The following is a 26,942-nucleotide window of genomic DNA, read 5'->3' as shown; positions in this document are numbered from 1 at the left end:
CTTCACCGCTAGAAACGGATCCAAACCACGAGGTTTTTGGCATTTGACATTGTGCACGCTGTTGAGTTCTCAAGGATCGGACGCACCCGGCTTCAGGCCCTTGCAGGCTGTCGCTCCGAGGCAATTCCTTATTCTTCTTTCGTGTCGTTTCGCTCGGTCCCCCGCTAAGGGAATCTGGTGAAACGCCATCAATCTCGATCAGCGAATTTACGCGTTGATCGGGATTGGAAGTGGTCCCGCTTGAGGCCGGTAAGCGCTTCGGCTTTCCGAACCTGTGGGGTGACTTAGATGACTTTACGGTGAACCGTGGGGGGCCGCAACTCCCGGTCACATCCCGGGCGTGTCGGATGGATTGCACCTCTGTTTCGGGAAGGTTTCGCACCCCTGAAGGCCTCCCGAAGCCCTGCGGCTGCCTACCGTCGCACCGAGACCGTGACCGTGAACTTGGCGTTCCGGCCGACCTGATGCGTCGGCCCGACCAGGCGGGTGAGCGCCGGCCGGTAGCCGAGGTGTGTGTTCCACACCGTCCAGAGCTCACCGCCGGGCCGGAGCACCCGCGCGGCGTCAGCGAAGAGCTTGAGCGCGATGCCGGCATGCACGGAGGATCCGATGTGGAACGGCGGATTCAACAGGATCAACTCACTGGACGCATCCGCCTGGGATCCGAGCGCATCATCACGCACGACCGTGACCCGATCGGCGACCCCGTTGGCGATCATGGTGGCCCCGGCGGATGCGACGGCGGCGGCCGACTGGTCGCTCGCGATCATCGTGAGTCCGGTTCGGCGTAGCGCGAGCGCGGCCGCGAGCACGCCCGTGCCGCAGCCGAGGTCGATCGCGCGGACGGCATCCGGTTTCATACGGTCAAGGAACTCGAGCAGGTACCGGGTTCCGATGTCGATCGTGGTGCCGGCGAACGCGGCGCCGTGCGCGCACACGGTCAGACCCAGGTCGTCATGCCTGCTGACGTGCGGCCAGGCCTGGCTCGCCTGTTCCGTCGCCCGGAGGGGACCGGAGGCACGCAAGACCCGGGACTTCTGCCGGGCCGGGGAGACCTGGAGCCGCTCGAAGTGCCGTGCGAGGACCTCGTTCATGGCCGGGGTCATGTGCTTGAGCCGCCCGCCGGCGACAACGACGACCGTGGGATCGGCGTACCGGGCGATCGCCTCGGCGATCTCGTCGAGCGCGGCGAGGCTGCGGGGCAGCTGGAGGAGGACAAGGGTTGCGCCCGACAGGAGCTCGTGGCCCAGTGGGAACGAGCGGTAGCGGTCGGTGAGGCCGAACTCGTCGGCATTCCGGGCCAGGGCCGCCTCGCCCGAGAGCGCGTCCTGGTGCACGCGGATGCCGGTGGCCCCGAAGAGCGCAGCGGCGCCGAGGGTGAGGGCGCCATACCGGTCCTCGACGACAACGAGCCGTTCGGCGGGAAGGCTCTCTGCCGCCTCGTCGAGGATCAGCCGGTCGCTCGCGTCGACGGCAAAAAGGTTGGAGGCCTCGACGTCGGGAAAACGCCGGAGCGCGGCGAAGTCGAACGCAGTGGGGTCGGGCGCCACGGGATCAGCGGCCGTCAAGCGGGCGCCAGATGACCACCTGGTTCGCGCGGCGGGTTCGGGTGCCCGCGCGCATCGAGATGACCTCACCGGCCGAGCCGGCCGCGAAGACGCGGCGACCCGACCGGTTCAGCAGTTCATCGGCGAGGGCCGCTTCGAGTTCGCGCAAACGCGATTCGAGGCGGCGTACGTGGTCCTCGAGCGCGATGATCCTCCGGATGCCCTCGAGGCTCACGCCTTCGGCACCCAGCTCCGCGATTTCGCGCAGTTTCACCACATCACGCATCGAATACCGGCGAGACCGGCCCGGGGTGCGGTCCGGACTCACCAGTCCCAGGCGATCGTACTGTCGCAGCGTCTGCGGGTGCATGCCCGCAAGCTCTGCGGCCGTCGAAATGACGAACACCCGGGAGTTCTCGTCCACCGTCAGTCTCTCGCTCTCGCCAGCAGTTCGTCGCGCGGGTTCTCGTCGGGAAGGGCCGCCGCGAAAGCAGCGAGCTTCTCCTCGGCGTCCTTCGACAGGTGCGACGGCACCGCGACCTGGACCTCGGCGAGCAAGTCGCCGGTGCCCTTCGGAGTCACAACGCCGCGTCCCTTGACCCGCAGGACCCGCCCGCTCGGTGTGCCGGGGGCGATGCGCAGTTTGACCGGCGCTCCACCCAGGGTCGGCACTTCGATCGTGGCGCCGAGAGCTGCCTCGACGAACGTCACGGGCACGTGCAGCCTCAGGTTCAGGCCGTCACGCTCGAAGACGGGGTGCTTGCGCACCGTCACGGTGAGGACGATGTCACCGGCCTCGCCGCCGTCCGGGCTGTGCTGGCCCTGGCCGCGGAGCTTGATCTTCTGCCCGTCGGCGACGCCGGCGGGAATCCTGACCTTGATGGCCCGGCCATCCTGCGTCTGCAGGGTGATCTGGTCGCCGTGGGTCGCGGTGATGAAGTCGACGGTCGTGGATGCGATCACGTCCCGCCCGCGGGTCGGTCCGCCGTAACCGCGGAACCCTCCCGTGGACGTTCCGAAACCGCCGCCGCCGGCGCCGCCCCGGCCGAACATGCCGCCGAGCAGGTCGTCAAACCCGCCCTGCTGCTGGTAGGAGTAGCCCTGTTGCCGGGCACCCCCACCGAACATGCCGCCGAAGACGTCGTCGAAGCCGCCACCCTGCTGGGCGCCTCCGCCACCGGGGGCGGTGAAGCGTGCTCCACCGCCCATGGCCCGCACAGCGTCGTATTCCTTCCGCTGTGCGGGGTCGCCGATCACCGAGTGCGCCTCGCTGATTTCCTTGAACTTCGCTTCGGCCGCAGGATTGCCCGGATTGGAGTCCGGGTGATACTTGCGGGCGAGCTTGCGATAGGCCTTCTTGAGGTCGGCCGGCGTCACGTCTTTCGAGACGCCGAGGACCTTGTAAAAGTCTTTGTCGAACCAGTCCTGGCTAGCCATCGCTCGGTACCTGGACTACGACCTTGGCAACACGCAGCAGCGTCGAGCCCAGGAAATAGCCGGTCTCGACCACCTCGCCGACCGTGTCGACCGTCACATCGGGCGTAGGCATCTGGAAGATGGCCTCATGCACGGTGGGGTCGAACGGTTCGCCGACCGTGCCGAACGGCTTCACGCCGAGGCGCTCCACGCTCGTGCGCAGTTTGGCTGCGATGGTGCTGAATGCGGTGTCTGCGACGAGGTCGCCGTGCTTCTCGGCACGGTCCAGGTCGTCGAGCACCGGGATCAGGCCCTTGACGACGTCCACGGTCACGCGCTCACGCTCGATCTCGCGGTTCGCCTCGGTGCGCTTGCGATAATTCGCGTACTCGGCGGTGACCCGCTTGAGATCGGCGAGATGTTCGCTCGTCGGCTCTGCGACCTCGCGCGTGGCGGCATCCAGGATGTCCTGGACCGTCAGCTCGTCTTCCTCGATGCCCTCAGCGGATGCAGCGGCCTCGGATTCGGCGGACGCCTCGGCTGCCGCAGATTCCTCCGCGGCGACCGGCTCCACCTCTTCGTCGGACGGCCCGTTGACCGGACCCTTGTCCTTGGCCATTACTTCTTGGTTTCTTCCTCGTCGTCGACAACCTCGGCGTCAACCACGTCTTCGTCGGACTTGCCCGCGTCAGCGGTCGGTTCGCCGGATTCGGTGGGGGGCGTCGCGGCATCCGCCTGGCTCGACTTGTAGATGGCCTCGCCGATCTTGCCCTGGCTCTCGTTGAGCTTGTCGAACGCGGTCTTGACCGCGGCCTCGTCGTCTCCGGCGAGCGCAGACTTGAGCGCGTCGACGTCGGCCTGGACCTCGGTCTTGACCTCGGCCGGGAGCTTCTCGTCGTTTTCCTTGAGGAGCTTCTCGATCGAGTACGCGAGCTGCTCGGCGGTGTTGCGGGTCTCGGCGGTTTCGCGACGACGCTTGTCTTCTGCGGCGTGCTCTTCGCCCTCGCGCACCATGCGCTCGATGTCTTCCTTCGCGAGCGAGGAACCGCCCGTGATGGTCATGGACTGCTCCTTGCCGGTGCCCTTGTCCTTGGCGGACACGTGCACGATGCCGTTGGCGTCGAGGTCGAAGGTGACCTCGACCTGCGGGATGCCGCGCGGGGCCGGTGCGATACCGGTCAGCTCGAAGGTGCCGAGGTTCTTGTTGTCGCGGGTGAACTCGCGCTCGCCCTGGAAGACCTGGATCGCGACGGACGGCTGGTTGTCGTCTGCCGTGGTGAAGGTCTCGCTGCGCTTGGTCGGGATGGCCGTGTTGCGCTCGATGAGGCGCGTCATGATGCCGCCCTTGGTCTCGATGCCGAGGCTCAGCGGGGTGACGTCGATCAGGAGGACGTCCTTGCGCTCGCCCTTCAGCACACCGGCCTGGAGTGCGGCGCCGACGGCGACGACCTCGTCCGGGTTGACGCCCTTGTTCGGGTCCTTGCCGCCGGTCTCGCTCTTGACGAGCTCGTAGACGGCGGGCATACGCGTCGAACCACCGACGAGCACGACGTGGGCGATGTCGCCCACCTTGACGCCGGCTTCACGGATGACGTCCTGGAACGGCTTCTTGGTGCGGTCGAGGAGGTCTTCGGTCATCTTCTCGAACTGGGCGCGGGTCAGCGTCTCGTCGAGGTTGGCCGGGCCATTCTCGGTCAGGGAGAGGTACGGCAGCTGGATGCTCGTGGACATGCTGCTGGAGAGTTCCTTCTTGGCCTGCTCCGCGGCTTCCTTGAGGCGCTGCTTGGCGATCTTGTCCTTGGAGACGTCGACGCCGGTGGTTTCCTTGAACTTCTTGATCAGGTAGTCGACGATGCGCTGGTCCCAGTCGTCGCCGCCGAGGCGGTTGTCACCGGCGGTCGAACGCACCTGGATGGTCGAGAAGTCGTCGTCCTTGCCCACCTCGAGGAGGGAGACGTCGAAGGTTCCGCCGCCGAGGTCGAAGACCAGGATGAGCTCGTCTTCCTTGCCCTTGTCCAGGCCGTAAGCGAGTGCTGCTGCGGTCGGCTCGTTGATGATGCGGAGCACGTTGAGGCCCGAGATCTCTCCGGCCTCCTTCGTGGCCTGGCGCTCGGCGTCGTTGAAGTACGCGGGGACGGTGATGACGGCATCCGTCACCTTGTCGCCGAGGTACTGCTCGGCGTCGCGCTTCAGCTTGGCGAGGATGCGGGCGGAGATCTCCTGCGGGGTGTACTTCTTGTCGTCGATGCCGACGGTCCAGTCGGTGCCCATGTGGCGCTTGACGGAAGAAATGGTGCGGTCGACGTTGGTGACAGCCTGGCGCTTGGCGGTCTCACCGACGAGAACCTCGCCGTCCTTGGTGAATGCGACGACGGACGGGGTGGTGCGGAAGCCTTCAGCGTTCGCGATGACGGTGGGTTCTCCACCCTCGAGGACGGCCACCACCGAGTTGGTGGTTCCGAGGTCGATGCCTACTGCACGGGCCATGTGTGCGTTCTCCTTCAAAGTGTGAGCTCAACGGGACAATCGGTATGATCGACCAGAGTTGAGCGGTATTGACTCAAGTGTGGCACCGCCCGAAATCGGAGTCAAGCCAGCCAGCTGAAAGTTGAGTGTGAGTGACTCAACTTTGGATTCCCGATCAATTTCCCCACTGTTCCCCGGCGACCACTACTCTGAGCGCATGACTGGGACAGCGGAACAGCGCGGCACGGCAGATCACCCCACCCCGGCCGGGCGCGGCGTGATCGCCTGGAGCCTCTGGGACGGCGGTTCGGCCGCATTCAACGCCGTCGTCACGACCTTCGTCTTCACGGTGTACCTCACCGGCTCGTCGTTCGGCGACAAGGACGTCATCTCGGCCCAGCTCGGCTGGGCGCTCGCGATCGCAGGCCTGCTCGTGGCCCTGCTCGCGCCGATCACGGGGCAGCGCTCCGATGCCTCCGGTCGCCGGAAACTCTGGCTCGGCGTCAATACCTTCATCGTCGTCGGCCTCACCGCCGCGATGTTCTTCGTGCAGGCCTCGCCCGACTTCCTGCTGCTCGGACTGATCCTCCTTGCCGCCGGGACCGTGTTCTACGAATTCGCGACCGTCAACTACAACGCGATGCTCGGCCAGGTCTCCACGCCGAAGACGATCGGCAGGGTCAGCGGATTCGGCTGGTCGATGGGCTACTTCGGCGGCATTGTGCTGCTGCTCATCCTTTACTTCGGCTTCATCCACCCCGACGTCGGTCTTTTCGGCGTCACCGACGCAAACGGGCTGTCGGTGCGGGTGTCAATGCTCATCGCGGCAGCCTGGTTCGGCCTGTTCTCCCTGCCGCTGCTCTTCCGGGTGCCCGAGTACGCGGCTCCCACCGCCGCCCGGCGCGAGCGGGTCGGCTTCTTCCGCTCCTATGTACTGCTCGGGCGCGACGTGGCCGCACTCTGGCGCGGCGACCGCCAGCTGGCGCTCTTCCTGATCGCGAGCGCGGTCTTCCGCGACGGCCTCACCGGGGTGTTCCAGTTCGGCGGCATCCTCGCGGCCGGCACCTTCGGTTTCTCGAGCGGCGACGTGATCATCTTCGCGATCGTCGCCAACGTCATCGCCGGCATCTCCACCGTGCTCGTCGGCCGCCTCGACGACCGCCTCGGGGCCAAGAACGTGATGGTGGTCGCCCTGTCCGGCACCATCGTCGCCGGCCTCGCCGTCTTCTTCTTCGCCACCGGCGGCGCGACCATGTTCTGGATCTTCGGCCTGCTGATGTGCGTGTTCGTCGGCCCGGCCCAGTCCGCGAGCCGCAGCTTCCTCGCCCGCGGCATCCCGGCCGGGCGCGAGGGCGAGATCTTCGGCCTCTACGCGACGACCGGCAAGGCGGCGACCTTCCTCGCACCGACGCTCTTCGCCCTGTTCGTCAGCGTCTCGGGCAGCCAGGTCTGGGGCATCCTCGGCATCGCGCTCGTGCTCCTGGTCGGGCTGCTGATGCTGATCCCGGTGAAGGCGAAGCAGCACCCGCTCGGGTAGCTGGACGATCTCTGTTCATCGACTGGACATCCGCTGTGATCTCGCCCACGAGCGGCATTTTTGTCAGGCTGGAGAGATGACAACTCAGCAGATCCAGAAGGCCGAACTTCTCAACGCGCTCCACGTCCCGGGCACACCGCTCATCGTGACGAACGTCTGGGACGCCATCACCGCGAAGATCGTGTCGGAGGCGCCCGGCGTGCGGGCCCTGGCAACGGCCTCGCACTCCGTGTCCAATGTGCGCGGCCTCGAAGACGGCGGCGGGCTCACGGTCGACGAGGCGATCGCGGCGGCACGCATCATCATCGGCGCGGTCGACCTGCCGGTGTCGGTCGACTTCGAGAAGGGGTACGCAGCGGATGCCGCCGGCGTCGCCCGCAACGTCCGTCGCCTCGTCGAGGAGGCCGGCGCCTCAGGCATCAACCTCGAGGACTCGATCGGCGCCGCGAAGGCACCGCAGTACGACATCGCGACCGCGGCAGCCCGGGTGGCCGCCGCGCGCACCGGGGCCGACGCCGCGGGCGTGCCGCTCGTGATCAACGCCCGGGTGGACACCCTGGCCGGCGGCGGCGAATGGGACGAGGCCGTGGCCCGCGCCAACGCGTATCTCGACGCGGGCGCCGACGTGATCTTCTTCCTCGGCCTCGGCGACGAGGACAAGGTCAAGCGGGCCCTCGACGAGGTCAACGGCCGCATCTCCGTGATCGGGCACCCGGGCGCCGTTCCCCTGGCCCGTCTGGCCGAGCTCGGCGTCTCCCGGGTGAGCTTCGGACCGGGCACGCTCGGCCTCACCCTCGCCGCGCTGAAGCGCTCGGCGACCCAGCTCACCTCTCTCGGAGAATATCCTGCAGATCTGGGCTTTCCCTTCTCGCTCTAGCGGAATGCCGTGGCCGGCGGCGCGGTGAGTTCGGGAATATGCTCGGGAGAAAGTGAGAGGTTCCCGACATGAAACTCAGCGTCTCCGCCGCGCTGGTCCGCGGCATCCTGATCGGTCTGCTCCTGTTCGGAGCGGTATCGGCCTTCGCAGGGATGGTTCTCTGCTCCGGGTTCAACGGCGGCGGATTGCCGCTGGCCTACCTCGAGGGCACACCGTTCACGTCCTACTTCGTTCCGGGGCTCGTGCTCGGCGTTGTCGCAGGCGGTACCCAGCTCCTGGCGGCGATCGGCCTGCTGCGCCGCAAGGACTGGGCACTGATCGCGACCGTCGTTGCAGGTTTCGGCATGATGATCTGGATCTTCGTGGAGATCGCCCTGATCAGGCAGTACGCGGACCTGCAGACGATCTACTTCAGCCTCGGCGCACTCGAACTGATCGCCGTCTACGCCCTGCTGGGCCTCGCACCCGGCGTGGTGCGGGGTCTGGAGCCGATCCGGGAGCGAGTGGCCCGGTAGCTGCCGGTCAGCGGATGCGGGTGGCCTCGTTGTGCTCGACGAGCACCCAGGTCGCGCCCTCGTCGTTGGAGACCCAGCCCTCCCAGGAGTAGGCGTCCGCGGTGATGGACACGAAGTTCCAGCGGATCGGCCGGCCGTCGGTGCCGGTACCGTCCTGGCGCAGCCCGTTGCGGTGCGGGGTTGCCACGAGGTGGCAGTACTCGCCGATGGCGGGGGCGAAATAGCTGACCCGCCAGGCGCCCGCGTGCGGGTCGTAGACGCGCACGGCCATGGCCACGGTTTCCCGTCCGTCGGGATGCGTGTCGCTCACGGGGACATCGACGATCTCGACGTCCTGCACCGCACGCCCGTCGAGCACGAACTCGACGATCCAGGTGAACTGACGCTCGTGCCAGTCGCCGGTCGCTTCGTCGAGGCGTGAGCCCTTCGCGGCCCAGCTGCCGACGAGCTGGCCGAAGCGACGCATCCGGCCCGGGTATTCGGGCGTCGGGCCGGGCGCGATGAGCGCCTCGGCAAAACCGGGTACGGATGTCGTCGTCATGCTCCCGATTTTACCGGCCGCATGTTGCGCCCGTGTGAACCCGTCCTCTCGCTCTGGATCAGGACTTTTCCGGCGGGGGCGGAACGGGGGTTGCGGCTACTGCACGTCCGTCGTCGGGGCGATCGAGACATCCGTGCGGTGGAAGTTCTGGAAGGAGCGCGACGCCGTCGGCCCGCGCTGGCCCTGGTAGCGCGAGCTGTACTGGCTCGAGCCGTACGGGCGTTCGGCGGCCGAGCTCAGCTGAAAGAAGCAGAGCTGGCCGATCTTCATGCCGGGCCAGAGCTTGATCGGCAGGGTGGCCACGTTGCTGAGCTCGAGGGTCACGTGGCCGGTGAAGCCCGGGTCGATGAATCCGGCCGTCGAGTGGGTGAGGAGGCCGAGGCGGCCGAGCGAGCTCTTGCCCTCGAGGCGGGCCGCGATCGTGTCGGCGAGGCTGACCTTTTCATAGGTGGAGCCGAGCACGAATTCACCGGGGTGCAGGATGAACGGTTCGTCGTGGGGGATCTCGATCAGCCGGGTGAGTTCGGGCTGGTCCTCGGCCGGATCGATATAGGGGTACTTGTGGTTGTCGAACAACCGGAAGTACCGGTCGATGCGCACGTCGACGCTCGACGGCTGGATCATCTCCGGAGCGTAGGGCTCGAGCCCGATACGTCCCGCGTCGATTTCGGCCTTGATATCACGATCGGAGAGCAGCACGGGTCCAGCCTAACGGCGAGGACTTGATATGCTGGCACGGTTCCGGTGCAGGCACTGCCCGCGGCCGGACGCGCGGATGTAGTTCAATGGTAGAACTTCAGCTTCCCAAGCTGATAGCGCGGGTTCGATTCCCGTCATCCGCTCCGTGTCACTTCCCGACGTCACTTCCCGACGCCTCGTTTCCGGTATTCTCGACGCGGACTGAGGAGTACCTGTGACTGACCCCACCTTGCGAATGCCGGACACTGTTTTCCGGGCGGTGTTGGACCTGGGCGACCTGCCGTTGGAGGCTCCGCCGCTGCCGACCCAGTTCCGGAACCCGGTGCTGAACGCCGACTGGTTCGTCGACGGTGAGGGCGAGGCCGACGAAGAAGAGGTGGCCGTGTTCTCCCTCGGGTTCGAGGGCGGTGAGCTGCACCTGGAAACGACGCCTGACGGTGTCGAGCACCACTTCCATGGCGCCGACGGAGAAGAGACTGATCGCAGCCCGTGGCCGAAGCGGGAGACGAAGGAACTCGTGGCGTGGGCCCTGGCGCTCGTCAAGCACACTCTCCCTCTGCTCGAAGATCTCGCGGAGGACGCCGAAGAGGCCGCCGACTGGCACCACGAAGGACTTCGGGTCTACGCCCGCGACTTCGGGGCGGTGCCCCTGGAGATCGTGGACGTTGCCATTCCCGGCGAGCAGATGATGCTGCCCTGGCTGGGGTCCGGGCGCACCGACCATCTGCACACGGACGACGAGGCACGCAGCCTGATCCTCACCTGGAACCCGGAAGACGCGGACCCCGAGACGCCGATTGTGCGGGCGTGGCTCGATGCCGGCACGGGGGAACCGGTCTCCGAAGCGGTCGCCGGGGTCGACTGGGTTGCGGTCGGGCTCCCCGAGGAGGAAGTGCGCGCGTGGTTCGAAGCGTTCTACCTCAACCACGAGGTCCTCGACGACCCCGCCGAGCTCATCATGCGTGCCGCACTGAACCGGATCGCGGGCCTCGGCTAGGCCTGGCCGAAGCCAGAGCCCAAGCCGAGTGCCGCAGTTCAGGGCCGCAGGCCGGCGGCCTGGCGGGCCAGTCCTTCGATACGCGTCCAGTCGCCGACTTCAATGGCATCCAGCGGAGTGATCCACGTGCCGCCGATGCACCCAACGTTGGGAAGCGCGAGGTAGACGGGCGCGCTCGCGAGCGTGATCCCGCCCGTCGGACAGAACCGCGCTTCCGGCAGGGGCGCCGCGAGTGAGCGCAGCACCGCGTGGCCGCCGGACGCCTCGGCAGGGAAGAACTTCATCTCCGGGTGTCCGCGTTCGATCAGCCGCAGGACCTCCGACGCGGTCGCGGCTCCCGGCAGGTAGGGCAGACCGGATGCGTCCATCGCGTCGAGCAGGGCATCGGTCGACCCGGGAGAAATCAGGAACCGGGCCCCGGCCTCGGCGGCCCGACGCACGAGTTCCGGGTTGTTGACCGTTCCGGCGCCGATGACGGCGTCGGGCACCTGGTCGGCGATGGCACTGATCGCACGCAGTGCAGCCGGGGTGCGCAGCGTCACCTCGATAACCGGCAGGCCACCCGCCACGAGTGCCCGGGCCAGTGCCACCGCGCGGTCGGCATCCTCGATGACGACGACGGGGATCACGGGTGCGAGCTCGAGCAGCTGGGCTGCGTTCAGGGTGGACATCAGAGGACTCCTTCAAGTGTGTTGGTGATGACGCTGGCGCCACGGTCGGCCGGGCCGACCTGCCGGCGGAAGACCGAGAAGAGCTCCCGACCGGTGCCGGACCAGCTGACGTCGTCGAGCGCAGCACCGGTGATTTCGCGGGCCGCGAAGACGTCGTCGTCGAGGAGGACGTCGAGGGCGCCCGCCGTCGCGTCGAGGCGTACGAGGTCGCCATCGCGGATGCGGCCGATCGGACCGCCCGCTGCGGCTTCGGGGGTGAGGTGGATGGCGGCCGGGATCTTTCCCGACGCGCCGGACATCCGCCCATCGGTGACCAGAGCGACCTGATAGCCGCGATCCTGGAGGATGCCGAGCGCCGGGGTGAGCTTGTGCAGCTCGGGCATTCCATTTGCGGACGGGCCCTGATACCGAATCACGGCCACGAGATCCCGGTCGAGCTCACCGGCTTCGAACGCTGCGAGGAAGACGTGCTGGTCGTCGAACACCACCGCGGGCGCCTGGATGACGTGGTGTTCGGTCGCCACCGCGGCGACCTTGATGACCGCACTGCCGAGATTGCCGTCCAGGATCCGGAGTCCGCCGTTCGGCGCGAAAGGCGCTGAGGCGGGCCGCAGCACGTCCGTGTCGAGGCTCTCGGTCGGTCCCGGGCGGTAGCTCAGGGCGTTTCCGTCGAGCACCGGCTCCCGGCGATAGGCGTCGAGTCCCGCGCCGGCAACGGTGCGGACGTCGGGGTGCAGCAAGCCCGCGTCGAGGAGCTGGCCGATCAGGAACGCCGTGCCCCCGGCGGCGTGGAAGTGGTTGATGTCGGCAGGGCCGTTGGGGTAGATGCGGACAAGCAGGGGAACGACCTCGGACAGGTCCGCGAAGTCCTGCCAGGTGAGCTGGATCCCCGCGGCGGCCGCGATTGCCGGGAGGTGCAGCGTGTGGTTGGTCGACCCTCCGGTGGCAAGCAGGGCAACGACGCCGTTGATGATCGACCGCTCGTCCACCACGCGTCCGATCGGGGTGTACCGGTCTTTCAGCTCGGTCAGCGCGACCACCTGGCGGGCCGCGGCGGCGGTGAGGGCCTCGCGCAACGGGGAGTCCGGGCTGACGAAGCTCGCGCCGGGAAGGTGGAGTCCCATGACCTCCATCAGCATCTGGTTGGAGTTCGCCGTCCCGTAGAAGGTACAGGTGCCTGCGGAATGGTACGACGCCGTCTCGGCCTCGAGAAGTTGCTCGCGGTCGGCCAGGCCTTCGGCGTAGAGCTCGCGGATCCGGCTCTTTTCCTTGTTCGGAATCCCGGAACTCATCGGTCCGGTCGGCACCAGGATGGCCGGGAGGTGACCGAAGGCCAGCGCGCCGATGACCAGGCCTGGCACGATCTTGTCGCAGACGCCGAGCAGCAGCGCTCCGTCGAACAGGTCGTGGGCCAGCGCGACGCCGGTCGCCATGGCGATCAGATCGCGGCTGAACAGCGACAGCTGCATGCCGTCTCTGCCCTGGGTGATGCCGTCGCACATCGCGGGCACGCCGCCCGCGACCTGCGCGATGCCGCCGGCCTTCCGGACGGCGTCTTTGAGGATCGCCGGGTAGGCCGCGAACGGCTGGTGCGCGGAGAGCACGTCGTTGTACGAGGACACGATCCCGATGTTCGGCTTCACGAAGGCGCGCAGCGCCGCCTTGTCCTGCTGGCCGGTGGCAGCGAACCCGTGGGCGAGGTTCGCGCAGCCCAGGCGACCGCGGGTCGGTCCCTGCTCCGCGGCGGCATCGATCCGGGCGAGGTACCTGGCCCGGCTCTGTGCGCTGCGTTCGATGATGCGGCGCGTGACCGCTTCGACGACCGGGTGCATGGCCACAGTGGTGTTCGGCGTCCGGGCGGTCGACTGTCCTGATGTGGCCGCACCGGGTGCGGACGAGCCTGCGGCCGGCCGCAGGCCGAGCATCGTGACGATCCTGGCGGCCTCCTCGGCGGGCGGTCTCGCCGCGTCGATCAGGATGCCGCGCTCGTCGGAATCCAACGGCTCCAGGGTGTCCAGCTGCGAATCGAGAAGACTGGCCGGCATGTAGTGGTCGAGTCGGGCAGACATCCGTGCGCCGAGCAGGTCCTTTGAGCCGACGAGGTGCACGAAGATCACGTTCTGCTCGCGCAGCACGTCCCGATACTGCTTCTTCAGCGCCGAGCAGGTGACGATGCCGGGGAGGTCGGCCGTGGTGTGCTCGACGATCCAGGACGACACGGTGTCGAGCCAGGGCCAGCGGTCCTCGTCGGTGAGCGGAGTGCCCGACGCCATCTTGGCCACGTTCGCCGCGGGGTGCAGATCGTCGCCCTCGACGAAGTCCCACCCGAGCTGGCTGGCGAGGAGAGCGGCTACGGTCGACTTGCCCGAGCCGGAAACCCCCATCATGACCAGGACGGGTTGCGGGCCGGGCACGCCGACAGGGGTGTGCGGGTCGCTGCTGACGCGGGCTGGTGGGGTTGCGTTCGTCAGTCCGGGTGGTGTGGATGAGTACATCGTCGTCCTCTCGCGAGGACGCTTCGGCGCGACCTCATTGTCAGGCCCAGGTCACCGCGCTCCGCTGGCGCGGGCACAGCGAGGTTGACGCTGAATTTCATTAATCAGATTAATCTGATTAATCAGATATTGCGAGTGTGGCACTCCGGGAGAGAGCCGTCAAGTCGAGGCGTGCGTGGCCCGCACGCGGCGCGGACCCGGTGAGCGCGGCGCTTCACCTCGACCCGGCGCGCTTCCCTGCTATCGTGCGTGGATGATGACCGAGGGGTTCACGATTCGCCGCACGACGGCGGCAGACTGGCGCGAGATCCGGGAACTTCGACTGGAGATGCTCCACGACACGCCCCTCGCCTTCGGGGAGACCTTCGACGCCGCGCTCGCCCACGACGAGGCCGAATGGACCATGCGCGGAGCGCGCGGCACCCATGAGCATTCGATCGTCGTCGTGGCGATCGCGCCCTCTGGGCGCTGGGTCGGGACGATGGGCGGCTACGTTCCCGACGAGGCGACGGGTGCGCTGCTCGTCGGTGTCTACGTCGCGCCGGACTACCGCGGCGGGGCGGCCGGCGTTACGGATGCTCTCCTGTCGCGCATCGAGGACTGGGCGCTCACGGAATCGGGTCGGCTCACGTTGCACGTGCACGACCACAACGACCGCGCCCGCGCCGCCTACGAGCACCGCGGCTTCGCGGCAACCGGCGTGACCGCGCCCTACGACCTCGACCCGACGACCCGGGAACTCGAGATGGTCAAGCAACTCACAACGTCCTAGGAGGGGTCGCATCATGAGGATCGTCGTAGCCGGGGCGACCGGCACCGTCGGCAGGCACGTCGTTGCGGTCGCCCAACGCCGTGGTCACGAGGTCGTCCCGCTGTCACGGTCAACCGGGCAGGACGTCAGCACCGGCGTCGGACTCGACGCGGCGCTCACGGCAGCGGATGCCGTGATCGACGTCACGAGCGTGGCGAGCACCTCAGCCGCAGCATCCGTCGAGTTCTTCGGCGCGGCGACCAGGCACCTGCTCGCCGCGGAAGTGCGCCAGTCGGTGGGACACCACGTGGCGCTGTCGATCGTCGGAATCGACTACCTGCCGCTCGGGTATTACGCCGGGAAGGTCGAGCAGGAGCGCCTCGTCACCGCCGGGCCGGTGCCGTTCAGCATCCTGCGAACCACCCAGTTCCACGAGTTCGCGCGGCAGGTGCTCGGACGCGCGTCGTTCGGCCCGATCGCCCTGGTCCCCGCCGGACTGCTGCGTCCGATCGCGGCCGCCGACGTGGCCGACGCCCTCGTTGCGATCGCCGACGGCACCGAGCGGGGACGTCACCGCGACCTGCGCGGGCCGCGGGATGAGATCCTCCTCGGCATGGTGCGCAAGGTCATCCGGGCCGACGGGCGACGGATGCCGGCACTCGGGGTGTCCCTTCCCGGCGCGTACTGGCGCGGAATGCGTTCCGGGGTGCTGCGCGGCACCGGGGACGAGGGCGAGGCTCCCACGACATTCGACGAGTGGCTGACCGGCGAACGGTCGTCCTAGTCCTGGGCCGCACTCTCTGGAACCGGAGCGACCCGGTCTTCACTGGAACGGCAGCCGGCCCGGCTTCGACCACTGTCCGCCCGGCTAGCGCCGAGCCAGGGCAGCGATGAACCCGCCGACGAACGAGTCGCCCAGTCCGATGGTCGTCGGCGCGGCGACGGTGAGCGCGAACGCGGGCAGGCACCGGACGGTGTGCCCCATCCGGTCCTCGAGATCGGAGGCGAACCGAGTACCGGGCACGCTGGGCATCCGGTTGTCGACTTCCCGGTAGTCCCGCTCGGTGAAATCGTCCCCGTAGCAATATCGCGTGCTCGCCATCGTGATGCCGCCCTGGAGGCTCGCGCCATAGGAGGCGGCGAACTCGCCCAGGGCGAGTGACCAGTACTTCGTGTGCACGACCAGGGTCGCGGCGGGGATCAGCCGCTGCAATTCCCGGAGCGCCTCGGCCACCTCGTCGACGGCCAGGAGGTCGACGGGGCGTCCCAGGTATGCCTGCATTTCGTCCTCGTTCATGCTGTACACGTCGATCACCCCGATGAGCGCGTCGCGCACGTACCGGCTCATCGCCGGGACATGGAATCCGGCGTCCTCGTAATAGACGACGGCTGTTACCGGCAACTGCTGCATGTGCCGAAGGATGTCCACCAACCGTTCTTGGAGCAGGTCCGTGTCCTGGATGACGTTGAACCCCGAGATCAGGAACACCTCGGCATCTCGGAGCACCTCTCCGAGAGCGTTGCTCAACAGCAGCTGTTCGTTCGGTGGATCATTGGCGTAGATGACCCGATTCGGGTGCGGCGCACGCAGGTCGATGTCGCCGGCCTGGACGCGCGCGCCCGCGTTGAACTGCACGATGAGATGCGGATCGGTCGTGTCGTGGTCTGCGCTGCAGAGGTAGGCACATCCCGCGGGGAGCAGCCTGCGAACGTGATCGTCGATGCTGACCAAGTGAACAGTGCTCTCGATGCCGAGCGCCTGCATCGCCATCGCGGCGCGCACGCACGTGCCGCCCAGGGTGATCCTTCTATCGAACCGGGCGGCGAACGTCTCCACGATGTCGGAGGAGGCGACGAATCGCTCTCCTCCGGCACCGCCCTCGAGGAAGGCGAGCAACGTGACGACGAGGTCCCGCTCGCTCATGACCGGGATCGAGGCATCCAGCTCCGACGCGCGAATGGAGTACTCGCGGATGAGGTGCTCGATCACCCGGGAGTCCCAGGCGATCTCGTAGTCGACGGTTCCGCCGAGCCCCAACACCAGTTTTTCGCGCATGGAGATATGTGCCATTCGATTAGTAGAGTGCTGCTTTTCCGGCCGCATTGAACAGGTCGATCTTCTGCGCCGCGGTGATCTTCATGGCGGCGACGCACGGCGGCTGGATCGTGTTCGGCTCCCGCACACCCGGGTCGGCAAGAACCTCCCGCATCTTGGAGTGGTACGACGATTTGATGTCGCTCGAGATATTGATCTTATTGATTCCCAGCCGCACGGCCTCCCCGATTTCCTGGTCCGGGTTGTTGGATCCGCCATGAAGGACCAGGGGGATGCCGACCTTGCCGGTGATCTCGCGGAGCAGGTCCAGCCTGAGCTCTGGCTTCATGCCTGCGGGATAGATGCCGTGGCTCGTGCCGATGGCAATGGCCAGGCTGTCCACGCCGGTGGATGCGATGAACTTCACCGCGTCGTCGGGATCGGTGAAGATGATGGTCGCCGTGCCGTCTTCGGCCTCGCTGTCCGTCTTGCCGATCGTGCCGAGCTCACCCTCGACCGAGATGCCCACGGCGTGCGCGGCATCGACGACCCGCTTCGTGATCGCCACGTTGTCGGCGAACGGGAGCAGCGATCCGTCGATCATGACGGATGTGAAGCCGCTCTGGATGGCCACGAGCACCTGCTCGTAGGTCGCCCCGTGGTCCAGGTGGATGGTGACGGGTACGGTCGAGCGGTGAGCGCGCGCAATGATCGCGGGAAGCATGTCGACGCCGATGTGGCTCAGTTCGTCCGGGTGGATCGCAATGATCAGCGGGGAATTCTTCTCCTCGCTGATCTCGAAGAGGCCGTTCATCATCGCGTAGTCGCTGACGTTGAACGCCGGGACAGCGAAGTCGTTCGCATTCGCGACGGCCAGAAGGTCGATTCCATTCATTAACATGCGGTGGTTCTCCTTGGTTGGGGTGAGACGAGAGGGAAAAGGCAGACGCGGCTAGTTCTTGACCGCTCCTGCAGTCATGCCGCCGATGAAGAAGCGTTGGAAGAAGAGGAAGAGGAGCAGGACCGGGATGCACCCGAGGATGCTCATCGCCATCATCTGGTTCCACTCGTAGGAGTTCTGGCCCATGAGCAACTGGATGCCGATGGGCACGGTACGCATGTCCTGGGTGCGAGTCAGGGTCAGCGCGAAGAGGAACTCGTTCCACGAGATCATGAAGGTGTAGATACCCACCGAGACGATGCCCGGGATGGATATCGGCACGAGGATGCGCCAGAGCGCTCCCATCGCACTCGCCCCATCGACCCGGGCTGCCTCGTCCAGTTCCTTGGGCAGGGTGTTGAAGTAGCCGGTCATCATGATGATCGCGTAGGGCAGCGTGAACACCATGTAGGTGAGGATCAGGCCAAGGTAGGTGTTGTACAGGCCCAGAGTCACCATCAATCCGAAGTACGGAATGAGGAGCGTGATGGGCGGGACGCCCTGCACGCTCACGATGATCATGTTCAGGGGTTTCTTGAAGCGGAACTCGAACCGGCTGAAGGCATACGCCGCCAGGATGGCGATGAGGAGCGTGAGCACCGTCACAGACAGGGACACCACGTAACTGTTGATGAAGAACCGCACCTTGGTGGGGTCGGTCAGGATCGACGTGTACGCATCCCAGGAGAAGTTGTCCGTGATCAGTTTCGGCGGCGAGGCGAAGATCTCGGTATTCGACTTGAACGAGCTCGACGCCATCCACACCACCGGGAATCCGGCGAACACGGCGCCGATCAGCAGGCCGATGAACAGCCCGGCCTTCTTCACCAGGCGAACGCGTCTTTGGGTCGCAGCCATATCACTCCCGCGCTTTCTGGTATCGGGCATAGACGTATGCAAGGACTGTCGACACGACCAGGAGCAGGACGGCACTCGCGGAGGCCTGGGAGAACTCATAGTTGCTGAAGGCCAGCTTGTACGTGAATGTGCTCAGCATCTCCGTTGCGTTGATGGGCCCACCGCCGGTGGTCATCCAGATCAGCGCGAACTGCTGCGACGTCCAGATGACGTCGAGCAGGGACATGCTGATGATGATGGGCTTGAGCTGGGGCAGGGTCATGTGCCAGAACTGCTGGAGCGCTGAAGCCCCGTCCACCTTGGCTGCTTCATAGAGGTCCGTCGGAATTCCCTGCAGGCCGGCCAGGAGGCTGACCATGTAGAACGGGTACCCGGCCCAGATGTTGATGAACGTGACGGCCAGAAGCGCCGTTCCCGGTGTCGACAGCCACTCGATGCCGGTGGGAGTGATCCCGAGGCCGACCAGAACATAGTTGATAACGCCGTTCGGGTTGAGCAGGAGCCGCCAGAGGATGGCGATGATGGCGACCGTGAACAGCCAGGGCAGCACGTAGATCACCCGGAAGAGCCCGGTGGTGAGATTGCTGAGCAGTTTCGTATTGAGCATCATCGCGAACAACAGGCCGAGCACGAGGTGTGCGATCACGCTGACGATGGTGAAGATCGCCGTATTGAGTACGGCAGTCGGCAAGACGCCGTTGGTGAGGACCTTGACGTAGTTGTCCAGCCCGACGAACTCCGGATGCTTGTTGGTGATGACGTTGTCCATGACGGAGTAGCCCATGACCATGGCGATCGGGACGAACATGAGGATGAAGAGCAGGGCCGCCGTCGGGGAGATGAATCCGTACGGCGTGAGCCTGCCGGTCAGCGACTTTGCCGCGGTAGTCCGCTCAGCACCTGTGGTGCGTGTTGTTCTCAAGACGTGATCCCTCCTTGAGTTTGGGTGGCCGCGTCAGGCACGAGTCCTGTCGCGGCCACGCGAGGCTGAGTTGTCTCCGACTGGCTAGAACTTCGCGGTCCAGGCCCCCTGGGCTTTGGTCAGCATGTCGTCGACAGACTGGGTCCCGGTCAGCGCGCCCTGGAACTGCTCGTCAAAGTCACGCATCAGCTGTTCCGCGACCGGGAGACCGACGAACTCGTTGACGGGTGTGCCGCTCTTGTAGATGTCGAATGCCGTCTTGAAGAGCGGGTCGGTTCCGGTGAAGTCCGGAGTGGAGCTGGTGTTCCCGGGGAAGGCGTGGGCGAGAGTGGACAGGGTGGAGTTGGTCTTCTCACTCATCAGGAACTGCACGAGCTTCCAGGCCTCCGCCTTGTGCTTTCCGGTGTCGGAGACACCAATGCCCCACGACGCGTATGGGATGCCGCGCTTGCCGGTGAAACCGTCCGCCGCGGGAATGGCGGAAATGCTGAACTTGAGGTTCGGGTTCTTCTCCCGGATGCTCGTGACGTGCGACAGGGAGTCGATCATCATGCCGACCCGGCCGTTGGTGAATTCCTCCACCTTGTCCTGTTCCGTCATGGTGAGGGAACCGGGGGCGATGACGCCCTTGTCCCAGAGGTCCTTCACGTAATTGGTCGCGCTCTTCACCGCGGCGTTCGTGAGGTCCGGGGCTCCGTTCTTGAGCATGCTGCCACCGGATGCCCACGCCCAGGACATGACGTCATTCTGGATTCCGTTCGGCGCCTGGAGGGAAAGCGGGAGGACCCAACCCTTGGCGTCCCCGGTCTTGGTAACAGCTTCGGCCGCCGCGGTGAACTCGGTGCGGTTGGTGGGCGGTGCCGTGACGCCGGCCTTGGCCAACAGATCGTCGTTGGTGAACATGGGATAGACGAAGTTGAGCACCGGGATCATGAAGGTCGAGTCCTTGATCTTGACCTGGCTGGCCAGCTGGCTCTCGTCGTACCCGGCGTCCTTCATCAGCTGGGAGAGGTCGGCGAGCGCGCCCTGCTTGGCGAAGTCGCTCACCCAGGCCCCGTCAAGTCCCACAACGTCGGACATAACTCCCGAGGCCGCGCCGGCAACCGTCTGGTCCTTGGTTGCCGCGTACGGCGCGCTGAGCAGCTTGACCGTAATGTTCGGGTTCTCCGTCTGAAATTCGTCCATCAGGGTGCGCAGTGCACCAGCGGGCAGTTCCGGCTCCCACCACTGGGAAAACTCCAGCGTGACCTTCTCGTTCGGATCCGCAGTCGCGGTGACCGAACTACTGGTGCTGCACCCGGTGATGAGGGTGACGGCCATTCCTGCGACGACAAGAGGGACGACAGCCCTCCGGACCATAGCGCCTTTGCTATTCATGGTTCTCCATTCCAAGTTTTGCTGTGTTCTGCTGTTGTATGCGCTTTTCTGCGCCTTGTTGCATGATAGTAGCGGAGTGAATTGCCGATCGTCAAGCATACAAATGCACCAATTTGTACGCGCCAACACCCTGATTTCGCCGGATTCACCGGTCGAGCCGACCAAGTCGGAGTCACTCATGCATGCAGGGTCATGCGTGAAACTCCGGAATTGGCCCGATGAAATCAACAAAGCACGGAACGAAAATGCAAGAAAATGCTAATATCAGGCATGTCCCCTTCCCCGGCCCCGCGTTCGAACCGGCCCGATCAGGCCGCCCGCCTGCCCGCGGGACGCAAGGCCGATCTCGCCCTGTACGTGTCAGAAGCAGGTCAGGTCACGGTCGGGGCTCTCGCGGAGCACTTCGGAGTCTCGGCCGACACCATCCGAAGGGACCTCGACCAGCTCGATGCCGACGGGGTACTGGTCAGGACCCACGGCGGAGCGGTCAGCCAATCGGTCATGGAAACGACGGAGAAGAAACTTGACCTCCGGTTGCGGTTGCAGACATCCGCGAAGGACAAGATCGGCGCCCTGGCGGCCGGACTCGTGCAGGACGGCTCCGTCATCATGATCAACGCCGGCACGACGACGCTGGCAGCGGTGCGCCACCTGGACAAGCACCGCAACCTGACGGTGGCCACCAACAACCTCCGTATTCCGATCGAGATGCCACCGGATGTCTGTCGTGACCTCTATGTCTTCGGCGGCGCCGTGCGCCTCAGCGGCCAGTCGACCATCGGACCCGTCGGGTTTCAGTTCGCGGGCAGCGGGAATGACCTCGATGTGCGCTGCGACCTGGCCCTGATTTCAGTGGGGGCCGTCTCCGCCGATGGCGGATACTCGACGAGCAACCTCGCCGAGGCGGTCATGATGAGCGAGATGGTCGCCCGGGCTTCGCGCGTCGCGATCCTCGCGGACTCAACGAAATTCGGGCGTCAGCTTTTCGCCCAGGTCGCCGAGCTGGGCCGGGCTGACTACTTCATCACCGACCAGGCCCCGCCGCCCGACCTGGCCAAGGCCTTCCGGAAGAGCAATGTGGAAGTGCTGACTCCGCCGCCCGGCTCACCGGACAAGCCCGACCTGCGACAGGCCCCCTGAGGCTCGTCTCTCGTTCGGCGGACCGGCCCGACAGGCCCGACAGGCCGTAGCGTGCCCGCCTGCTAGCCGAGCAGGGCGCGGAGCCCGACGAGCGCGGTGAGCTGGTGCTCATAGATCGGCGCGCTCCCCGCGGACACGTCATCGCCGCGGCCGACGTGGAACGGGTTGATGCGCACGATCGGGATGTCGTACCGCGAGTGCAGGTCCCAGGTCAGATTGCGCAGGTTCATCACGGTGAGGCCGACCCCGATTTCGAGGATGACCGTGCTGCCGGGATCCTCCGCTGCGAGGGGGCGCTGGTAGTCGAGGAAGTCGTCCTCCTGGAGTTCGTTCGCGGCGTTGTTGAACCAGTAGTCGTCGAAGAAGAGCACGTTCGGCCGGGCGAGGCTCCCGCAGGTGGGACAGAAGGTGGTGGCAAGCGTCGGGTCGACGGTCGGGAAGACGCCGTGCGCCTCCGGTTCGGCCAGGCACTGGGAGCGATCGTAGGCGCCGTGGATCTCGAGGAGCTTCTCGGCAGGGAAGCCGTGGTCGGTGAATGCGGTATCGACGTTGGAGGTGAGCACGAAGGAGTCCTTCGCGGCGGCATCCAGCCAGTCCTGGAGCACGAAGTACGGGTCGGCGGGCCGGGAGGGTTTCTCCGATTCGCGCATCTCCCGCCAGGTCTCGCGGAAGAACGCGGCCTGCTGGTCGGGTTCCTCGAGCCAGAGCGGCGCGCAGGAATGCTCGAGGTTGGTGTGACCGTAGTGCGAGACGGTGTCACCGTATGCCGCGTTGTCCCCGGTCCAGTAGACGGGCGTCCCGATGTCGGCGCTCATCCCGGCGCCGGCGATCACGATGACCCGCTGCGCCCGCGCGAGCAGTGCGCGACTCGGGGCGAGCGGGGTGTGCAGAACGGATGCTGCAGGTTGGGCGGACGGGACGGGCACGGAGTATCTCCAGCTGCGGCCCGATTCGACGGCCGCCCTTCCATTGTGCGCCTCAGGACAGCGGCCGGATGAGTGCCGGGTCCTGCCGTTCGGCGTCGGGCACCCGTACGCTGTTCACCCGCCGGGACACCGGGTAGCTCTCGATGTGGGCTGCAACTGCGATCGACGTTCGGTCGAGCAGGTCGAGCAGGTGATTCGGGTCGGTGAGCTTCCCCGGTCTGAGCCACTCGTCCCACACATTCCGTTCGAGGAATGCGGGCATCCGGTCGTGGATCTCGCCCGAAGCGTCGCGGGCCTCCCTCGTGATGATCGTCATGCTGTGGGACCAGGAGTCGTCACTCTCCTTGCGCGCCGCGTAGAGTCCGGCCGCGGCGAGGAGCCCGTCGCCGTGGATGAAGTGCGGCTGCTTGCCGTCTGGGAGGTCCTCCCACTCGTAGTAGCCCGTCATCGGGACGATGCACCGGCGCGAATCGAAGGCCGTGCGGAACATCCCGTTGGTGGCAACGGTCTCGAGGCGTGCGTTGATCGGCGCGGGTCGTTTGCCGCCGGTCGACCAGGCCGGCGTGAGCCCCCAGGTCGCCGTGTCCACCTCGCGGGTGATCGTTCCGTCGTGTTCCCACTCGCGCACCACGGGAACCCGATCGGTCGGCGCGATGTTGTACGACGGCCGCCAGTCCCGAAAGTCGCCGCCGGTCGCGACGAACTCCTGGATCAGATCGTCGGTGTCCTTGTCCATCGCGAAGCGTCCGCACATGTGCTCAGGGTATTCCGGCAGGTGCGTCCTGACAATCGCGCCGCTAGGCTGTGCGAACCCGGCAATCGCATCTCTGGAGGAGTCGCCATGGGTCTCTTTTCGCCCGGTTTCATGGGCCGTCGCCGCGAACCCGTCCCCGGGCTGCCGCCGGGACAGCACCTCGTCACGGACTTCCCGGTACTCTCGATCGGACCCACCCCGCGGGTGTCCACCGAGGAGTGGCGCTTCAGCATCACGAGCGAGTCCGGGCTGATGACCACCTGGACCTGGGACGAGTTCCAGGCGCTGCCGCAGGAAGACGTGACCGTCGACATCCACTGTGTGACGAGCTGGTCGAAGTTCGGCACCGGCTGGCGCGGCGTCTCCCTCGACACGCTGCTCGAGGGCGTCGACACCGGGGCCGGGTTCGCGATGGCCCGCAGTTACGGCGGGTACACGACCAATGTGCCGCTCGACGAGCTGCGCGGCGGCAAGGCCTGGGTGGCGCACCAGTTCGACGGCGCCCCGCTGGCTCCGGAGCACGGCGGCCCTGCCCGGCTGCTCGTGCCCGCGCTGTACTTCTGGAAGAGCGCGAAGTGGGTGCGGAGCATTGAGCTGTCGACCCGCAACGATCCCGGTTTCTGGGAGCAGAACGGGTACCACATGCACGGCGACCCCTGGCGTGAAGAACGGTACTGGTGAGCGACGTCCCGGCGAGCGCCGCCCGTTCCACGTGGAACGCATCGGACTGGCACGACGCCCTGGTCGTCGAGGCCTACGCCGAAACCCCGACGGCCCGCACGATCCGGATGCGGCTGCCCGCCTCAGCAGCCCTGCCCCAGCTGCCCGAGCTCGTCGCGGGCCAGCACATCGACGTTCGCCTGACCGCACCGGACGGCTACACCGCCGTGCGCTCGTACTCGCTCGCCTCGGCCGCACCGGGTGGGGTTCTCGAGATCACCGTTGAGGAACTCGACGATGGCGAGGTCTCGCCGTATCTCGTGCGCGGCCTCGATGTCGGCGACCGGCTCGAGATCCGCGGACCGATCGGCGGCTGGTTCGTCTGGCGGGAGGAGGAACCCGCGCCGGTGCAGCTCATCGCCGGCGGCTCCGGCGTCGTTCCGCTGATGGCCATGATCCGCGCCCATGAGGCGGCCGCGCACCCGGCTCCGTTCCGCCTGCTCTACTCGGTGCGCTCACCGGAGATGGCGTACTACCGCGCCGAACTCGAGGAGCTCGCCCGGGTCTCCCCGCGCTTCGACCTCGACTGGGTGTACACCCGGCGTGCCCCGAGCGGATGGCCCCACGCACCCGGCCGCCTTGACGTCACCGGCCTCGCGGCGAGCGTTCAGACCCTCGGCACCAGCGCGCTCACGTTCGTGTGCGGCGCGACCCCCTTTGTCGAGTTCGTGGCGGACGCCCTCGTGCGGGCTGGCCGGGATCCCGCCCGGATCCGGACCGAGCGGTACGGCGGCGCGGACGGCGCCTGACGTTTCCGCGCCCCCGCGCCCCTGCGCACGCGCTCAGTCGGAGATTTTCGCGACACGCCGCATCCGCCGACCGGCCCAGCGGCGTTTCGCGAGAATCTCCGACTGAGCCGGCTCAGCCGACGGCGCTCGAGACGAACAGCACAGCCTCGCTCGCGACGAGGTCGTCGAGCTCGAGCACCCGGTCGAGGTCGTGCCCGGCCGCGAGCGCCGCGGCGTGCTGCTCGGGCGTCTGGGGCGCGAGGCGCCCCTGCATGAATCCGCCGAGTGCCCGCACGGCGCAGGCCGCGATGATGCCCTCGGGTGTCCCACCGATGCCGACGACGACGTCGACGTCGGTCCCTGAGGTCGCGGCCGCGACGGCGGCGACGATATCGCCCTCTCCGACGAGCCGGAGCTCGGCGCCGGTCGCGAGGATCTCGGCGATGAGCACCGCGTGACGGGGCTTGTCGAGCACGACGACGACGAGGTCGCTCACGGCGACCCCGGTGACGGCGGCGAGCCTGGCGAGGTTCTCGGCGATCGGGCGGCGGATGTCGACGACCCCGTGGCCGGCCGCGCCGCAGATGAGCTTGTCCATGTAGAAGACGTCGACGGGATCGAACATCGTGCCGCGGGGGGCGAGCGCGATCACGCAGATCGAGCCGGGGAGACCGGAGGCCGCGAGGCGGGTGCCGTCGAGCGGGTCGACGGCGACGTCGCAGAGCGGGGCGCCGCCCTGGCCGAGCGCCTCGCCGTTGGCCAGCATCGGGGCCGCATCCTTTTCGCCCTCGCCGATGACGACGGTGCCCTCGAACGGAGCATCGGCGAGCACGTCCCGCATGGCCGTGACGGCGGCGTCGTCGATGGCGATCTTGTCGCCTCGGCCGAGCCAGGGCAGGCAGGCCGCCGCGGCGGCATCCGTCGCCTCACGCACGCGGGCGACGAGGGCGGCGGGATAGGAGTGCGCGCCGAGCACGACGGCGCCGGAACCGGAGCCACGGGGGATGCCCGTCGGCTCGATTTCCGGCTCGGCGGAGGGACGGACGGGGACGGGTGTACCGGAGACTGGAATGGCGTCAGCCTAACTCTTCCGTGTTACGAACGCGGGTCACGAGCTCGCCAGCGCCCTGCCGTCGGCGTCGAGGTAGTCTCGCCAGGACCGCTTCGGCGCCCAGCCGAGCAGGCGCTGCGCCTTCGCGCTCGAGATGCCCGAGGCATCCGGGCGGGAGAGGGGCCGCAGCGGGATCGTGTCGCCATAGTGCTCGTGCAGGATCGCGGCGAAGTCGCGCCCGCCTGCAGTGTCCGGCGCGGCGATGTAGAACACCTCATGGCCGGGCAGCTCCGATTCGGCGGCGAGCACGATGGCGTCCGCGAGGTCGTATGCATCGGTGTAGCTCCACAGGTTGCCGCTGGCCAACGCGGCGTCGCGCACGAGCGGCCCGAGGTTCTGCTCGTAGTTGTCCTCGTTCTGCACCCAGCTCGGCCGCAGGGAGATGCACCGGATGTCCGAACGTGCGACGGCGGCATCCATCAGCTGCTCCCCGAAGAGTTTGGTGAGCGCGTACGGGTCCTGCGGGTGCGCCGGGTGGTCCTCGTCTACGGGCGCATACTCAGGCAGGAAGCCGCGCTCGGCGAACAGGAATCCCGGCACCGTCTCGCTCGAGATGTTCACGAAGCGCGGCACGCCGAAGCGGACGGCGGCCTCGAGAACGTTGAAGGTCGCCATCAGGTTGGTGCGGAACACGACGTGGGCGGGATTCGCGGTCGGGTCCGGGATCGCGGCGGTGTGCACGACAGCGTCGGCTCCGCGGATCACGGCGAAGGCCTCACCGGCATCCGTCAGGTCGGCCATCTGGTAGCGCGCCGCGCCCTCCACCGCCCGCTCGAAGACCGGGCGGGCGAGGTCGACCCCCGTCACGTCGTGGCCGGCTGCGAGCAGCGCCTGGACGGCGGCCCGACCGACTTTTCCGTTGGCACCGGTGACGACGACCTTCATGAGCGCTCCCTTGCTGAACGTGGTGAAAGCCTCA

The 26,942-nt window shown here is 66.9% G+C and carries 27 protein-coding genes, 1 tRNA gene and 1 pseudogene; 10 read left to right on the top strand and 19 right to left on the bottom strand.

The features are described 5' to 3' along the window. Nucleotides 1-413 precede the first annotated feature (413 nt). From E3O50_RS04175 to dnaK, 5 genes are read right to left on the bottom strand one after another with little or no spacing between them, the layout of a single operon-like run. Nucleotides 414-1,568, bottom strand: coding sequence for a methyltransferase (locus E3O50_RS04175; RefSeq protein ID WP_241975200.1), 1,155 nt, complete (start codon nucleotides 1,566-1,568; stop codon nucleotides 414-416). Continuing rightward, entirely contained in the window at nucleotides 1,555-1,971 is a 417-nt protein-coding gene (locus tag E3O50_RS04170; protein ID WP_134448372.1) for a MerR family transcriptional regulator, read from the bottom strand. Before E3O50_RS04170 ends, E3O50_RS04175 begins: the two co-directional genes overlap by 14 nt. Nucleotides 1,972-1,973: 2 nt before the next feature. After that, a complete protein-coding gene (locus E3O50_RS04165; RefSeq protein WP_134448374.1) occupies nucleotides 1,974-2,984 on the bottom strand; it encodes a DnaJ C-terminal domain-containing protein in 1,011 nt (336 codons plus the stop codon). Beyond that, nucleotides 2,977-3,582 carry a nucleotide exchange factor GrpE gene (locus E3O50_RS04160; protein WP_134448375.1) on the bottom strand — a complete coding sequence of 202 codons (606 nt, stop codon included), beginning with the start codon at nucleotides 3,580-3,582 and terminating at the stop codon, nucleotides 2,977-2,979. Before E3O50_RS04160 ends, E3O50_RS04165 begins: the two co-directional genes overlap by 8 nt. Next, nucleotides 3,582-5,450, bottom strand: coding sequence for a molecular chaperone DnaK (gene dnaK, locus E3O50_RS04155; protein ID WP_134448377.1), 1,869 nt, complete (start codon nucleotides 5,448-5,450; stop codon nucleotides 3,582-3,584). The genes E3O50_RS04160 and dnaK overlap by 1 nt, the downstream gene beginning before the upstream one ends. Nucleotides 5,451-5,646: 196 nt before the next feature. Between dnaK and E3O50_RS04150 the strand changes: the two genes are divergently transcribed. The 3 genes from E3O50_RS04150 to E3O50_RS04140 all read left to right on the top strand — a co-directional run bounded on the left by E3O50_RS04150 (nucleotide 5,647) and on the right by E3O50_RS04140 (nucleotide 8,358). Beyond that, entirely contained in the window at nucleotides 5,647-6,966 is a 1,320-nt protein-coding gene (locus tag E3O50_RS04150) for an MFS transporter (RefSeq protein WP_134558158.1), read from the top strand. A gap of 76 nt (nucleotides 6,967-7,042) precedes the next feature. Then, complete coding sequence (locus tag E3O50_RS04145) at nucleotides 7,043-7,843, top strand: isocitrate lyase/phosphoenolpyruvate mutase family protein (protein WP_134558157.1); 801 nt, start codon at nucleotides 7,043-7,045, stop codon at nucleotides 7,841-7,843. Nucleotides 7,844-7,911: 68 nt separating this feature from the next. Then, nucleotides 7,912-8,358, top strand: coding sequence for a hypothetical protein (locus E3O50_RS04140; protein WP_134558156.1), 447 nt, complete (start codon nucleotides 7,912-7,914; stop codon nucleotides 8,356-8,358). Between the two features lie 7 nt (nucleotides 8,359-8,365). On the opposite strand, the gene E3O50_RS04135 is transcribed toward E3O50_RS04140, so the two are convergent. Continuing rightward, nucleotides 8,366-8,899: a hypothetical protein gene (locus E3O50_RS04135; protein ID WP_134558155.1), complete on the bottom strand. Its 534-nt coding sequence runs from the start codon at nucleotides 8,897-8,899 to the stop codon at nucleotides 8,366-8,368. Between the two features lie 96 nt (nucleotides 8,900-8,995). Further along, nucleotides 8,996-9,598, bottom strand: a complete 603-nt coding sequence (dcd, locus tag E3O50_RS04130; RefSeq protein WP_134448386.1) for a dCTP deaminase — start codon at nucleotides 9,596-9,598, stop codon at nucleotides 8,996-8,998. A 72-nt stretch (nucleotides 9,599-9,670) separates the two neighbouring features. Here dcd and E3O50_RS04125 point away from each other — a divergent pair. Then, nucleotides 9,671-9,741, top strand: a tRNA-Gly gene (locus E3O50_RS04125). A gap of 71 nt (nucleotides 9,742-9,812) precedes the next feature. Further along, a complete protein-coding gene (locus tag E3O50_RS04120; RefSeq protein WP_134448414.1) occupies nucleotides 9,813-10,595 on the top strand; it encodes a hypothetical protein in 783 nt (260 codons plus the stop codon). 38 nt (nucleotides 10,596-10,633) lie between these two features. Here E3O50_RS04120 and eda read toward each other — a convergent pair whose 3' ends face one another. The 3 genes and pseudogenes from eda to E3O50_RS19490 form a co-directional block, all read right to left on the bottom strand. Further along, nucleotides 10,634-11,266 (bottom strand): bifunctional 4-hydroxy-2-oxoglutarate aldolase/2-dehydro-3-deoxy-phosphogluconate aldolase, encoded by a 633-nt coding sequence (gene eda, locus E3O50_RS04115; protein WP_134558154.1) that lies wholly within the window; start codon nucleotides 11,264-11,266, stop codon nucleotides 10,634-10,636. Then, nucleotides 11,266-13,098, bottom strand: coding sequence for a phosphogluconate dehydratase (gene edd, locus E3O50_RS04110; RefSeq protein ID WP_174774571.1), 1,833 nt, complete (start codon nucleotides 13,096-13,098; stop codon nucleotides 11,266-11,268). Before edd ends, eda begins: the two co-directional genes overlap by 1 nt. A gap of 117 nt (nucleotides 13,099-13,215) precedes the next feature. After that, nucleotides 13,216-13,650 (bottom strand): annotated as a pseudogene (locus E3O50_RS19490) (gluconokinase); the annotation flags it as partial. A 364-nt stretch (nucleotides 13,651-14,014) separates the two neighbouring features. On the opposite strand from E3O50_RS19490, the gene E3O50_RS04105 reads away from it, so the two are divergent. Next, entirely contained in the window at nucleotides 14,015-14,533 is a 519-nt protein-coding gene (locus E3O50_RS04105; protein ID WP_134558152.1) for a GNAT family N-acetyltransferase, read from the top strand. Nucleotides 14,534-14,546: 13 nt separating this feature from the next. Beyond that, the gene (locus E3O50_RS04100) at nucleotides 14,547-15,296 is read left to right on the top strand and encodes an NAD-dependent epimerase/dehydratase family protein (protein ID WP_134558151.1); all 750 of its coding nucleotides are present in this window, start codon (nucleotides 14,547-14,549) and stop codon (nucleotides 15,294-15,296) included. Between the two features lie 84 nt (nucleotides 15,297-15,380). Here the strand turns inward: E3O50_RS04100 and E3O50_RS04095 are convergent, their stop codons facing one another. The 5 genes from E3O50_RS04095 to E3O50_RS04075 all read right to left on the bottom strand — a co-directional run bounded on the left by E3O50_RS04095 (nucleotide 15,381) and on the right by E3O50_RS04075 (nucleotide 20,644). Further along, nucleotides 15,381-16,568: an ADP-dependent glucokinase/phosphofructokinase gene (locus tag E3O50_RS04095; RefSeq protein WP_134558150.1), complete on the bottom strand. Its 1,188-nt coding sequence runs from the start codon at nucleotides 16,566-16,568 to the stop codon at nucleotides 15,381-15,383. 19 nt (nucleotides 16,569-16,587) lie between these two features. After that, nucleotides 16,588-17,448, bottom strand: a complete 861-nt coding sequence (locus E3O50_RS04090; protein ID WP_134448436.1) for a ketose-bisphosphate aldolase — start codon at nucleotides 17,446-17,448, stop codon at nucleotides 16,588-16,590. Nucleotides 17,449-17,499: 51 nt separating this feature from the next. Beyond that, a complete protein-coding gene (locus E3O50_RS04085) occupies nucleotides 17,500-18,345 on the bottom strand; it encodes a carbohydrate ABC transporter permease (RefSeq protein ID WP_134448438.1) in 846 nt (281 codons plus the stop codon). A gap of 1 nt (nucleotide 18,346) precedes the next feature. Continuing rightward, nucleotides 18,347-19,267, bottom strand: a complete 921-nt coding sequence (locus E3O50_RS04080; protein WP_241975197.1) for a sugar ABC transporter permease — start codon at nucleotides 19,265-19,267, stop codon at nucleotides 18,347-18,349. 84 nt (nucleotides 19,268-19,351) lie between these two features. Further along, a complete protein-coding gene (locus tag E3O50_RS04075; RefSeq protein WP_198413433.1) occupies nucleotides 19,352-20,644 on the bottom strand; it encodes a sugar ABC transporter substrate-binding protein in 1,293 nt (430 codons plus the stop codon). Nucleotides 20,645-20,914: 270 nt separating this feature from the next. Between E3O50_RS04075 and E3O50_RS04070 the strand changes: the two genes are divergently transcribed. Then, complete coding sequence (locus E3O50_RS04070; protein WP_134558149.1) at nucleotides 20,915-21,784, top strand: DeoR/GlpR family DNA-binding transcription regulator; 870 nt, start codon at nucleotides 20,915-20,917, stop codon at nucleotides 21,782-21,784. Nucleotides 21,785-21,846: 62 nt separating this feature from the next. On the opposite strand, the gene E3O50_RS04065 is transcribed toward E3O50_RS04070, so the two are convergent. Both E3O50_RS04065 and E3O50_RS04060 read right to left on the bottom strand, forming a co-directional pair. Further along, nucleotides 21,847-22,710, bottom strand: coding sequence for a Sir2 family NAD-dependent protein deacetylase (locus tag E3O50_RS04065; RefSeq protein ID WP_134558148.1), 864 nt, complete (start codon nucleotides 22,708-22,710; stop codon nucleotides 21,847-21,849). A gap of 52 nt (nucleotides 22,711-22,762) precedes the next feature. After that, nucleotides 22,763-23,464, bottom strand: coding sequence for an SOS response-associated peptidase (locus E3O50_RS04060; protein ID WP_134558147.1), 702 nt, complete (start codon nucleotides 23,462-23,464; stop codon nucleotides 22,763-22,765). Nucleotides 23,465-23,551: 87 nt separating this feature from the next. On the opposite strand from E3O50_RS04060, the gene E3O50_RS04055 reads away from it, so the two are divergent. Further along, nucleotides 23,552-24,145: a sulfite oxidase-like oxidoreductase gene (locus E3O50_RS04055; protein WP_134558146.1), complete on the top strand. Its 594-nt coding sequence runs from the start codon at nucleotides 23,552-23,554 to the stop codon at nucleotides 24,143-24,145. Continuing rightward, complete coding sequence (locus E3O50_RS04050; protein WP_241975196.1) at nucleotides 24,142-24,933, top strand: ferredoxin reductase; 792 nt, start codon at nucleotides 24,142-24,144, stop codon at nucleotides 24,931-24,933. Before E3O50_RS04055 ends, E3O50_RS04050 begins: the two co-directional genes overlap by 4 nt. A 112-nt stretch (nucleotides 24,934-25,045) precedes the next feature. Here E3O50_RS04050 and E3O50_RS04045 read toward each other — a convergent pair whose 3' ends face one another. Both E3O50_RS04045 and E3O50_RS04040 read right to left on the bottom strand, forming a co-directional pair. Next, the gene (locus E3O50_RS04045; RefSeq protein ID WP_241975195.1) at nucleotides 25,046-25,888 is read right to left on the bottom strand and encodes a fructose-bisphosphatase class II; all 843 of its coding nucleotides are present in this window, start codon (nucleotides 25,886-25,888) and stop codon (nucleotides 25,046-25,048) included. A gap of 132 nt (nucleotides 25,889-26,020) precedes the next feature. Beyond that, complete coding sequence (locus E3O50_RS04040; protein WP_134448448.1) at nucleotides 26,021-26,908, bottom strand: NAD(P)-dependent oxidoreductase; 888 nt, start codon at nucleotides 26,906-26,908, stop codon at nucleotides 26,021-26,023. Nucleotides 26,909-26,942 lie beyond the last annotated feature (34 nt).

This window comes from Cryobacterium sp. MDB1-18-1, assembly GCF_004402735.1.
Lineage (GTDB): Bacteria > Actinomycetota > Actinomycetes > Actinomycetales > Microbacteriaceae > Cryobacterium > Cryobacterium glucosi.
Note: the sequence above shows the minus strand (reverse complement) of the source record. Positions and strands in the feature narration are given on the sequence as shown.